Here is an 11387-nt window from a genome sequence, read left to right on the forward strand (position 1 = left end):
ATGACAAACCGGTGACGCGCGGCGGGCATTCGCACCGGCAACCGGCCTGCTACGAATCGACCGCGTCGCCCCGAAAATGGCAATCGCGTTAAAACCGAAAAAGCGGCCGGGTCAGCCGCGTTGCCGCGACTGCCCCGGTCACTTTTTAAGGCGGTCGTCCCTGACCTGGTTCGGGATTGCCCCTAATCAACCATTACAGTTTGGCATCGCCGTTGTTGTAAATGGTTGGTGCGCGGCAGGCATTAGTCGATGCGGCTGCTGTCGCATGACTGTATGGATTGACCGGACGGCTGGCGTTAAACGCACCGTTGGCTTCGGGAGCAAAGCTGGTCGGTACGGCCAAGAATGCACCTGGAGTAGCGGTAAAGGTGTGGGTGAAACCGGCATTCAGCGCCGCCATCACTTCCGGCGCGCCGGCTGAAGTAATGATCGCGTTGGTCAGTTTTTTCAGGTTGGCGTCGGAAAAGTGGTCGGTCCAATATTGGAAAGTGTTTTCCGCCCAGTCCTTGTATTTGCCGTTGACCACGTTAGCCAGGGTCGGCGCCACGCCATCGACTTTAACAAAACGGAAGTTGCTGGATACGGCGGTCTTTTTCTCCAGAGACTGGATACCGACCGCCCAGCGCACACCGTAGGTGTTATTGAAACCGTTGGCGGCGTTGCTGCCGTCGTTCAGCTCGTCCAAGCAGTTGCCGACCGAACCCGAGGTGTTGTTCTCGTGGATCATCGGATAGCCGTCGCCTTCACTGAAACCCAAGGACACTGCGTCTGCGGCCGGTGAAGTAGCGACTGCCGCTTCGGTGCAAGGATCGTGCAGGAATTTAATGTTGGATTGGGCCTGGGTACCGGAACCGTTTTCGCGGCGGCAGGTGTGCAACAACGAAGAACCCGGCAAATAAGCTGCGGCATTAGCTTGGACCCAATCGTACAAACCGGTGGAACCGGTCACTTTCAATTGATTCCAGTCCGCCCAGCTGCCGGCATGAATCGATGCGATTTGCGCCGAACTCAGGCTAGGCATGCAGGCCTCGGTTTCGGCACCGACCGCGCAGCCCGCCAAGGAACCGTTGGCGATTTGAGCGGCTTGCAATGCAAAATACAGTTTTTTGGTGACCGGCACGCCGAAGGTCACCGCCGAAGCGCTTTTCACGGTCAATTTAGCGACATCGTCGGAAGTCACATTCAGATAGCCGGTTGGGGCGTTGTTTCCGGTAAATTGCCCCGGATCGACGTCGGAAATGCCGAAGTCGGAGATGTGGGTGCTGTATTTGCTAGCATCGGCCAAGTCGTAAGGGCAGGTGATCAAGCCCAGCGTCGAACCGGCGACCGGCAAGGTGTTGGAGGTGCAAGCCGAGCTGATTTTCAAAAACTCGATCGTAGCATTGGCGGTATCGCCGTTGGCTTCGGCGATGATAGGGCTAACGCCGAACGCGGAACCGCCGGCGCTGCGTTTGTAGACCAAGATGTAAGGCTTGTTGGTCGGTACATTGCTGTTGGTAGTAGCGCGGGTGCACAAATAAGCGTTTTGGTCGGAACCGGTCAGGCTGTCTTTGTATTTCCAAACTTTTTTAGTGGTGTCGCAGACTTTATCGGCGGCCGGTACCGATGAATCGGTGATCAGCTTTTCGATAAAGTTGACCGCCGCGGAGGCGCCGGACAGATACAACACGTTGGTTTGGCTGGCGTCGATGATCGGCAGGTTATTGCCGTCGACCGGAATCGGATCATTGATGGTGGCGGCTTGCACACCTGATGCGGCCAGCAAGGCACTGATCGCGGTGCCTAATACTAAGTTTTTCATGGGTAGTTCCTCGAGTTATCAATCGTGAAAACCGGAGCGGCGCCAACGCCGCTCCGAATACCGCTTACGCGGCGGCGTATTTACGGCGGGTCGCGCGCAACATGCCCATCAGGCCGGCGCCGAACATCCAAACCGCGGCCGGCAGCGGCACATTGGCTTGGACCGGAGCGTAGGTCAGCAGATCGCCGGCCAGGGTCCATTTACCGGCGGCCAGAGTGTGAGGCTGAATGCCGTTGTAGTACCAGAAATCGCCGGAGGTGCCGTAGGCTATATTGGCTTGAGCCAAGCTGACTGCGGTGAAGATGGTGTTGAATTGGTTGTGCTGCCCGGTTTTCGGGGTATCGGAGTCGTACACCAACGAACTCAGATTGGCCGCATAGTCGGCTGCGGTAGCACCGGGGTTATCCGCAACTTGTCCACCGTTAATTTCATTCGCGTGATTTTTAATTGCCGTTCCGGTGTTTGCCGACACAGTCAAATTCGTGAATTTGGGGATCTCGACCATACCGGTAATCATCTGCTTGGAACCGTAACCGACGGCAACCGCGAACTTGGTTTGCGAAGCGTCCATACCGCTGGCAAAAGTGTTCCACATATCGTTGTCGGCCAGGTTGTAGCTCAGCGTATAACTGTCGTTGGCGACGTTGGCGATCAGATCGCTCATCAACACGCCCAAATCCAGCGTGAACGTCAAGGTTTGGCTTTTGTCGTATACCGACAAATACGCTTCGACCGTAGCCGCGCTAGTGTTGTTGATAGACGCATTCGCCGCGCCGGTGGCAGCAAACATCGCCGCCGCCAACAAGGCTTTGTTTAAAGATTTCATAATGGTTTCCTTATGTTTAAGATTTAAAAAATACATAAGGTGACAGCCCAGCCGTCTTGGCTTGTCGGCTTCCTACCGCCCGCCGCCATCCCCGGCGACCGACCCAAGCCAAGACCTGAAACTTTCCGTCCCCGCCTCGCGGCGAGTTTGGCTTTTACACGCTTACCTGCTCACTAAACTTCTAACACCTCGAGTGGTGTCGCTATCCCCGCTACCATGTGTCCGTATTGCAACCTACTCCCTACCTTCTTCCTCTTGCCGCTCCCTTCGCTGGTCTTCCCTGTTCCCTGTAATTCCGCATCAACCAAGATCCGCGGCTCCCTGCCATCTCAGTTGCGGCGAATTATTCCAAACAAATCAATAAGTTTCCGTTACAGCTCTGTTAAAGAATCGTGAAATGTATTACATGCGTGATACGCCGAAACATCGCCGAATGCCGCAGCACGTTGTTTTTCAAGGGCGAATCGTTGCCGCCACGGACCGCGTACCTAACAGGCTAAATTGGGCGCATCCGACATGGACTGTCGAATTTGGCGTGCGGCATCGGCCGCCCGCCCAACGATTGGAGGACTTAACATTGGCCGGAAACGAATATCGGCGAGAGGGCAACTGTGCTAATCGTTAGACGCTGTCGCGGGGACCAAGCACTGATGGACTGACTTTGCCCGGCGTTGCAAACGCGCTAACCGCAGTTATCGGCGATTCGCGGCTAAACACTCGGTCGCCGCTAAAACGCCGCCTACCGGAGTTTCCCAAACGGGAAAACTATAGCTTGCAAAGTCAGGATGCCCGTGGCATTGGGAATGGCGTGTTTGTGCTTCCCCGCCGGAGCGGGACCTATTAACCCGGCTCTTGTAATATCGTTCGCCCTGTCGAAGGGCACGCCGGTCCGGGCTTAGACGAGCTCAGCCCGAGAAACACCAGTGAGAAATAGGGCCGGATGTAGAGGGCATGCGGCGGCTGACGCCGAATTGCGAGAAATTGACCGAAACCGAGGTTCCAGGGGGATCGATCGTTCGAAAAAGCCGGTGCTGGCGAGAACGCCGAAGCCTGCCGGGACTAGCGCCCAACAAACCAGCGCTTTTGAATCGCGAACGCGACGTTCACCAAGCCGACCATGACCGGCACTTCGATCAGCGGCCCAATCACCGCCGCGAAAGCTGCGCCGCTGTCGATGCCGAACACCGCCACCGCCACCGCGATCGCCAATTCGAAGTTGTTGCTGGCGGCGGTAAAGGCCAATGTCGTGGTTTGGCCGTAGTCGGCGCCGATCAGTTTGCCCATCGCGAAACTGACCAGAAACATCGCGACGAAATAAATCAGCAGCGGTAACGCGATACGCAACACGTCCAGCGGCAATTGCACGATCAATTCGCCCTTCAACGAGAACATCGTCACGATCGTAAACAGTAACGCGATCAGCGTCAGCGGGCTGATTTTGGGTACGAAGCGCTGCTGGTACCAGTCCTTGCCATTGGCTCTGACCAACAGCCAACGCGTCGCGAAGCCGCCGATAAACGGAATCCCCAGATAAATAAACACGCTTTGGGCAATATCGGCGATCGTCACCGCCACCAAACTGCCCGGCGAACCGAACAGCGGCGGCAACACGGTGACGAACAACCAGGCATAAACCCCGAAAAACAGCACTTGAAACACACTGTTAAAGGCCACTAGCCCGGCGCAGTAGTCGTTATCGCCGCGCGCCAGTTCGTTCCAGACGATCACCATCGCAATGCAACGGGCCAGGCCAATCAGGATCAAGCCGGTCATGTATTCCGGATAGTCGGCTAAAAATCCGATCGCCAAGCCGAACATCAACAGCGGACCGATCAGCCAGTTTTGCACCAGCGACAGCGCCAACACCCGGCCGTTACGAAACACGTCGCCGAGTTCCTCGTAACGCACTTTCGCCAGCGGCGGATACATCATCAGAATCAAACCGATCGCAATCGGGACGTTGGTGGTGCCGACCGAAGCCTGGGTGTTCAGGCGATTCACCTGTTCCGGAAACGCAAAGCCGATGCCCACACCCAGCAACATCGCGAGAAATATCCACAAGGTTAGGAAGCGGTCCAAAAACGACAAGCGCGGCTGCGGGCAGATTGGCAAATTCATCGTGGAAAACCTCGAACTGTTCGATCAGATAGGGCTGCAATTCGACGAAGGACCGCAGCAACTCGCAGCGCTATCGGTCGGCAAATCGGCGTCTTTACCGAATATCGGAATGCTTTTCAACGAATGAAAAGCTTCCCAGGGGACGCCTTGCGGATCGACCGTCCAGTATTTGTCCGACTCGGTGTAGCAGCAGGCGGCCTGTTTTTGCTCGATGACGGGCAACGCCGCTTGTTGCAGCACCTGCTGAATTTCGGTCAAGGCCTGCTCCGATTCGACTTGAATGCCGAGATGATCCACGCCCGCTGCTCGGCCCCGGTTGGAGATCGCGAAGTTGATGCGCGGATCGTCCAGCATCCATTTGGCGTAGTCGTCGTGGACGACGCTGGGTTCGGCTTGGAACAGCGCGCTGTAAAATTCGATGTTCCGTTGCAGATCGTCGACGGCAAGGTGAATATGGAAACGTTTCATAAGGCTGTTTTCTCCGCGAGAGGGATTAAGGTAACAAGGCGCCGATGCGATCCAGTTCGGCCTTGAAGCGCTCGGGATCGTTTTTCAATTCATTCAACGGCAAGTCCAGAAACCGCTCGATTCGGTAACGCACAATGCCGTACACGGTTTCGAAAGCCGCTTTGATTTCCTCCGGGCTGCCCTCGGCATGCGCCGGATCGTCCACGCCCCAATGGCTACGCAAGGCCGGGCCGAGATAAGCAGGACAAGTTTCGTTGGCGGCATTGGCGCAGACGCTGATCACGATATCCGGGGTCACCGGCAAATCGTTCCAGGATTTGCTGAAATAACCGGCCGTGGATATCCCTTTTTCTTCGAGTATCGCCACCGCACCGTCGTTCAACCGGCCGATCGGCCGGCTGCCGGCGCTGATCGCGTGCCAGCCCTCGGGCGCCAATTGATTGAAGATCGCTTCGCCCATCAGCGAGCGGCAGGAGTTGCCGGTGCATAGAAATAAAACGTTCATACGGATGACCATGTTATGGGTTTGATTCAAGACTCGCCGTCGCCGCACGCCATTTGCTCCGGTCCGAAGCAGGCGGTCGGGCTGCCGGCGCAACACTCCTCGGTCAGATACCCGATCAACTCGCGGATCAGGTTCAAATCAGCCCGATAGCGTTGAAAGCGGCCTTCCTGGGTGGCGTCAACCAGCCCGGCATGGGTCAGGGCTTTTAAATGAAACGATAGATTGGTCGGCGGCAAACCCAGTTCTGCGGCGATTTCGCCGGCAACCAAACCTTGCGGCGCGTGTTTAACCAACAACCGGAACACGTCCAAACGCACACCGGAAGCCAGAGATTCGAACAATTTAGCGGCTGATTCCTTATCCATCGATTTAACTATTCAATAATTATTGTATAGTCTAAATATTTTTTCGGGTTTGGCAAGTCGGCACTGAGCAGTGGCTCGAATCGGATACTTGCAATCCTTAAGCACGACTCCGCCAAACGACGGCAAATCCGCGCCGTCGTTCACGGTCATTTATTTTGTGGCGAGTCTATGGAAATTTTTATAATGCGCTGTCCCTTGAATATTCGAGCAATGCCACGGTCACGATGAGCGAAACCCGCACGCTGCAACAAGCCTACCAAACCGCCGTCCGGCCGCCGCGCGACCCCGAGCGCCTAGCCCAAGCACTCAACGACTGGTACCAGCGCTGGCCGACGCACAATTTTCTGCATCCCTGCGTCATCGACGGCAAGGCCGCCCTGGTTTGTCGAGCCGACTTGAGCGTCTCGGCGGCGGACGCTTATCGCGAACTGCTGGCGATCGCCGAGGCGCACGGCGTATACCTGAAAGAAGACCGGCGTTCGTTGGACTTTCCACCGGCTCACGGCAACCGCCGCCGCGAGGTCGGCTTGGTATTGACGTTTTGCATCGGCTTGCTGGGGTGGTCGCGGGCGGTCTGCGCCGACGACTTGCTCGCGCCTCCGCCAAGCCCCGCCGCGCAGTTGGTGGCGCCGCCGGCCGGCGCGATGCAGGCGATCGCCAGCCGAGACGAAGCCAACCATACGTTGATCAAGTTGCGAAGAACCCAACCGCCGAGCGCCGCCGACATCGCCAACGCCTATCAACAGGTCGCGAATCCGCAACCGGCGCCGGCCGACGCGGCAGCCGCGATACTGGATTTTCTGAAAACCGCCTATCGCCCCGAACTTGGCGAACCGGCCAACGTCGCCGCCGATTTCGAGAGCATCGCGGCATACTACGCCCATTATCCGGCGGTCGCGGCACTAATCAGGGATCTGGACCAACAAAAAGTGCTGCTGAAATACCGCAAGAACACCTGGCAGGCGCAAGCCTGGGGCAACCAATACCGGGTCGATAGCGTGACGATTTATTTCGATACCCGACTAGGCGCGCAATTACTGGCCGAACCGGGCTGCGACGCCAACCCGGCCTGCGGCGTATCGCCGGCCGACGCGCTGCTGCACGAACTGCTGCACGCCAAACTGATGCTGTTGGATAGCGGCCATTTCATCGCCGGCGGCGGCATGGCGCAAAATCTTTACCCTTTCGAACACGAGCGGGAAGTCATAGCCGAGGAAAACCGGTTGTACCGGTCCATGAACCAAGAAGATGGTCTTGCCCGACCCTTGCGCCATCGCCATAGCGGCCAATTGGCGGAAGTCAGTTGTCCGGCCTGCGCGCCGCACCAACAGCTCGCCGCCGCGCCCTAAATCAACCCATTCGACTGGGGCAGCGCCTGCCGACTAAGGCGGGAGTAAGCCGCAGACCGTATTTGGCACGGATTGCGGCTCGCATTGAAGAGAAGGAATGACGATAGTCCCGACCGGCACCGGTGCCGGTCGGGACTACTACCGAATGTCGCGCCCGCCCGCCGATCAGCGCGGTCCGGACAGCGGCCGTTCAGATTAAGCCTGCAAGGCTTTCAACAAAGCTTGTAACCGGTCGTTGGCGTCGCCGAACAGCATGCGGGTGTTCTCCAGCACGAACAACGGATTGCCGACGCCGGCGTAGCCCGAGGCCATGCTGCGTTTCATGACGATGGTGGTGCCGCCCTTCCAGCATTCCAGCACCGGCATGCCGGCGATCGGGCTGTTGGGGTCGTTCAAGGCCGACGGATTGACGATGTCGTTGGCGCCGATCACGATAGACACATCGACTTCCGGGAAGTCGTCGTTGATCTCGTCCATTTCCAGCACGATGTCGTAGGGCACCTTGGCTTCGGCCAGCAACACGTTCATGTGGCCGGGCATCCGGCCGGCGACCGGGTGGATCGCGAAGCGTACCTTCTTGCCCTGTCCGACCAGCAACTTGGTGATTTCGTTGACGGTATGCTGGGCTTGAGCGACCGCCATGCCGTAACCGGGAATGATGACGATGTTCTTGGATTCGCGCAGCAGTTGCGCGGTTTCCTCGGCTTCGATCGGCTGAACTTCGCCTTCGATTTCCGCCGCCTCTCCGCCGCCGGCGGTACCGAAACCGCCCGCGATGACGCTGAGGAAGTGACGATTCATCGCCCGGCACATGATGTAACTCAGAATCGCGCCGCTGGAACCCACCAGCGCGCCGGTGACGATCAGCAAGTCGTTGCTGAGCATGAAACCGGTCGCCGCCGCCGCCCAGCCCGAGTAGCTGTTCAGCATCGACACCACCACCGGCATGTCGGCACCGCCGATCGCCATCACCATGTGCACGCCGAACACCAGCGCGATGCCGGTCATGATCAGCAGCGGCATCAACGCGTCGCCGGCTTCGGCGTTAGCCAAGAACTGGCGGCCCAGAATGAAGGTGGCGACGAACAGCGCCAGATTTAACCAATGCCGGGCCGGCAGCAATACCGGTTTGCCGGTGACCTTGCCGCACAGTTTACCGAAGGCGATTACCGAACCGGAGAAGGTCACCGCGCCGATGAACACGCCGATGTAGATTTCCAGCTCGTGTATGGTTTTTTCGACGCCGACCAACGTGGAATTATGATCGAGGAAACTGGCGTAACCGACCAACACCGCCGCCATACCGACCAGGCTGTGCATCAGCGCGACCAGTTCCGGCATTTGCGTCATTTCCACCCGCGCCGCCGCGAAGGCGCCGATCGAGCCGCCGATCAACAGCGCGCCGGCCAGGATGCCGAACGCGGTGACGTGACCGCCGAACACCGTCGCGACAATTGCGATCGCCATGCCCAACATGCCGAAATAGTTGCCGCGCCGGGAAGTGTCCTGCCGGCTGAGACCGCTCAAGCTTAAAATGAACAGAATCGATGCCGAGATGTAAGACATCGTAACTAAACCTTGTGCCATGTTGCCTACTCCTTATTTTCTGAACATTTCGAGCATGCGCCGGGTGACCAGAAAGCCGCCGGCGATGTTGATGGACGCGATCAGGATGGCCACGCCGGACAATACCGTAATCACCAAATTATTCGGCGTCGACACTTGCAGCAAGGCACCGATGACGATGATGCCGCTGATCGCGTTGGTCACGCTCATCAACGGCGTATGCAGCGAAGCGGTGACGTTCCAGATCACTTGATAACCGACAAAGCAGGCCAGCACGAACACCGTGAAATGCGACAGGAACGACGCCGGCGCGACCGCGCCCATGCCGAACAAGGCGGCGCCCGCCAGCAGCATCGGCAGCAATTGCGCCAGCGCCGATTGGGGTTTCTCTTCCTTGGGCGCTACCGCCGGCGATTCGGTCAGCGGTTTCGGGCTGGCCGAGAGTTTCGGCGGCGGTGGCGGCCAGGTGATCTTGCCTTCCTTGATCACGGTGGCGCCGCGGATCACTTCGTCGTCGAAATTGACGTTGAGCGTGCCGTCCTTGGTCGGACACAAGTCGGTCAGCAAGTGGCGCAAGTTAGTGGCATACAGTTGGCTGGATTGATTAGCCAGCCTACTGGGCAGATTGGTGTAGCCGATGATGGTGACGTCGTGCTTGACCACCACCCGGTCTTTTTCGGTCAGCGCGCAGTTGCCGCCTTGCTCGGCGGCCAAATCGACGATGACGCTACCGGGCTTCATCGATTTCACCATGCCGGCGGTAATCAGTTCCGGCGCGGGTTTGCCGGGAATCAGCGCGGTGGTGGTGATGATGTCCACTTCCATCGCCTGGCGGGCGAACAGCGCCATCTCGGCTTCGATGAACTCCTTGGACATGGTTTTGGCGTAACCGCCGCTGCCGGAACCGTCTTCATGAAAATCCAGCATCAGAAATTCGGCGTCCATGCTTTCGATCTGTTCCTTGACCTCGGGGCGAGTGTCGAAGGCGCGGACGATGGCGCCCATGCCCTTGGCGGCGCCAATCGCCGCCAAACCGGCCACGCCGGCACCGATGACCAAGACCTTGGCCGGCGGTATCTTACCAGCGGCGGTGATCTGACCGGTGAAAAAACGACCGAAATGCTGGGCGGCTTCGATCACCGCCCGATAGCCGGCGATATTGGCCATCGAGCTCAGCGCGTCCATTTTTTGAGCTCGCGACATGCGCGGCACGCTATCCATCGCCAACACAGTGGCGTTTTTGGCCGCCAATTGCTGCATCAGCGCGTCGTTTTGGGCCGGCCAAATAAAGCTGATCAGGGTCTGGCCGTCTTTCAGCAATTCCGCCTCGTCTATCGCCAGTTCCGGGTGACGTTCCGGCGCCCGGACCTTCATGACAATGTCGGACTCCTGCCAGACCGCCTTGGCGTCGGGCAAAATCTTGACGCCGACTTCCTGGTAGGCTTCGTCGCTGATATTGGCCGCCGCGCCGGCGCCCGATTCCACGCAGACTGTAAAGCCCAGCTTGATGATTTTTTCCGCCGCTTCCGGCGTGGTAGCGACGCGTTTTTCGCCGTCGTGAATTTCTTTGGGTACGCCGATTCTCATGTTGTCTCCTGTCGTTGTTATAGGGAGGAATATGGCTAACCAAACTTCAACGTTGCCCGGCGACGTAGCAGCGGCCAAACGGCCGCGACGACTCGGACGGCAACCGGTTAAGCTTAACCCATCCGGCGCGGGCCGGGTCAATTATTCAGGCGGCGATTTTCCCGAGTTTGGCATTGAACGGCGCCGATTTTGATCGGCTACGAGAAGTCGGGCGACGGTTAAGCCACGAAGAGCCGGCTTCGCCGTGCCGCGCGAACAGCCCAGGTCGGGCACAGGCATTGCAAGGCCGGGACTAGCGCGTCATCAACACCAACAAGCCTTGCATCAACGCCAACGGCGTCGGCGGACAGCCGGGAATCGTCGCATCGACCGGAATTACATTCGCCACCGCGCCGCAACTGGCGTAGGACACGCCGAACTCGCCGCCGCAAGTCGCGCAATCGCCGACCGCCACTACCCACTTAGGATCCGGCGTGGCCTGGTAGGTCCGGATCAACGCGGTCTGCATGTGCCGCGATACCGGCCCGGTCACCAACAATACATCGGCGTGGCGCGGCGAAGCCACGAAGTGAATCCCGAAGCGCTCGATGTCGTAATAAGGATTGTTCAGTGCGTGAATTTCCAACTCGCAGCCGTTGCAGGAACCGGCGTCCACCTGACGAATCGCGATGCTGCCGGAAAACTTGCGGTCGACGTGCCGCTTGATTTCAATGCCCAGGGCCTCCAACTCCGCGTCCTTGGGCACGCTCACCCGCTCGGTGACGATGCCGGTGGTCAGGATTTTCTTAAACTGTTTCAGCAT

The 11387-nt window shown here is 58.4% G+C and carries 10 protein-coding genes and 1 riboswitch; of the genes, 1 reads left to right on the forward strand and 9 read right to left on the reverse strand.

Features of this window, described 5'->3' with window-relative positions:
- Positions 1-193: 193 nt before the first annotated feature.
- The 6 genes from ACP4CD_RS09950 to ACP4CD_RS09975 form a co-directional block, all read right to left on the reverse strand.
- Complete coding sequence (locus tag ACP4CD_RS09950) at positions 194-1801, reverse strand: hypothetical protein (protein WP_064025877.1); 1608 nt, start codon at positions 1799-1801, stop codon at positions 194-196.
- A 64-nt stretch (positions 1802-1865) separates the two neighbouring features.
- Positions 1866-2627 carry a VPLPA-CTERM sorting domain-containing protein gene (locus tag ACP4CD_RS09955; protein ID WP_064025879.1) on the reverse strand — a complete coding sequence of 254 codons (762 nt, stop codon included), beginning with the start codon at positions 2625-2627 and terminating at the stop codon, positions 1866-1868.
- Positions 2628-2665: 38 nt separating this feature from the next.
- A riboswitch (cyclic di-GMP riboswitch) is annotated at positions 2666-2789 on the reverse strand.
- Positions 2790-3686: 897 nt separating this feature from the next.
- On the reverse strand, positions 3687-4745 hold the full coding sequence (gene arsB / locus ACP4CD_RS09960) for an ACR3 family arsenite efflux transporter (RefSeq protein WP_426994419.1): 1059 nt from the start codon (positions 4743-4745) through the stop codon (positions 3687-3689).
- 24 nt (positions 4746-4769) lie between these two features.
- On the reverse strand, positions 4770-5213 hold the full coding sequence (locus tag ACP4CD_RS09965; protein WP_426994420.1) for an ArsI/CadI family heavy metal resistance metalloenzyme: 444 nt from the start codon (positions 5211-5213) through the stop codon (positions 4770-4772).
- A gap of 25 nt (positions 5214-5238) precedes the next feature.
- Positions 5239-5718, reverse strand: a complete 480-nt coding sequence (locus ACP4CD_RS09970) for an arsenate reductase ArsC (RefSeq protein WP_426994421.1) — start codon at positions 5716-5718, stop codon at positions 5239-5241.
- A 26-nt stretch (positions 5719-5744) separates the two neighbouring features.
- Positions 5745-6083, reverse strand: coding sequence for an ArsR/SmtB family transcription factor (locus tag ACP4CD_RS09975; RefSeq protein ID WP_071155051.1), 339 nt, complete (start codon positions 6081-6083; stop codon positions 5745-5747).
- A gap of 224 nt (positions 6084-6307) precedes the next feature.
- On the opposite strand from ACP4CD_RS09975, the gene ACP4CD_RS09980 reads away from it, so the two are divergent.
- Positions 6308-7432 (forward strand): hypothetical protein, encoded by a 1125-nt coding sequence (locus ACP4CD_RS09980; protein ID WP_426994422.1) that lies wholly within the window; start codon positions 6308-6310, stop codon positions 7430-7432.
- A 195-nt stretch (positions 7433-7627) separates the two neighbouring features.
- Here ACP4CD_RS09980 and pntB read toward each other — a convergent pair whose 3' ends face one another.
- The 3 genes from pntB to ACP4CD_RS09995 all read right to left on the reverse strand — a co-directional run bounded on the left by pntB (position 7628) and on the right by ACP4CD_RS09995 (position 11387).
- Positions 7628-9019 carry a Re/Si-specific NAD(P)(+) transhydrogenase subunit beta gene (gene pntB, locus ACP4CD_RS09985; RefSeq protein WP_426994423.1) on the reverse strand — a complete coding sequence of 464 codons (1392 nt, stop codon included), beginning with the start codon at positions 9017-9019 and terminating at the stop codon, positions 7628-7630.
- Between the two features lie 12 nt (positions 9020-9031).
- Positions 9032-10585, reverse strand: coding sequence for a Re/Si-specific NAD(P)(+) transhydrogenase subunit alpha (locus tag ACP4CD_RS09990; protein ID WP_426994424.1), 1554 nt, complete (start codon positions 10583-10585; stop codon positions 9032-9034).
- A gap of 292 nt (positions 10586-10877) precedes the next feature.
- The gene (locus ACP4CD_RS09995; RefSeq protein ID WP_071155047.1) at positions 10878-11387 is read right to left on the reverse strand and encodes an NADH-quinone oxidoreductase subunit B family protein; all 510 of its coding nucleotides are present in this window, start codon (positions 11385-11387) and stop codon (positions 10878-10880) included.

The organism is Methylomonas stagni, assembly GCF_050154735.1.
GTDB classification, from domain to species: domain Bacteria; phylum Pseudomonadota; class Gammaproteobacteria; order Methylococcales; family Methylomonadaceae; genus Methylomonas; species Methylomonas koyamae_A.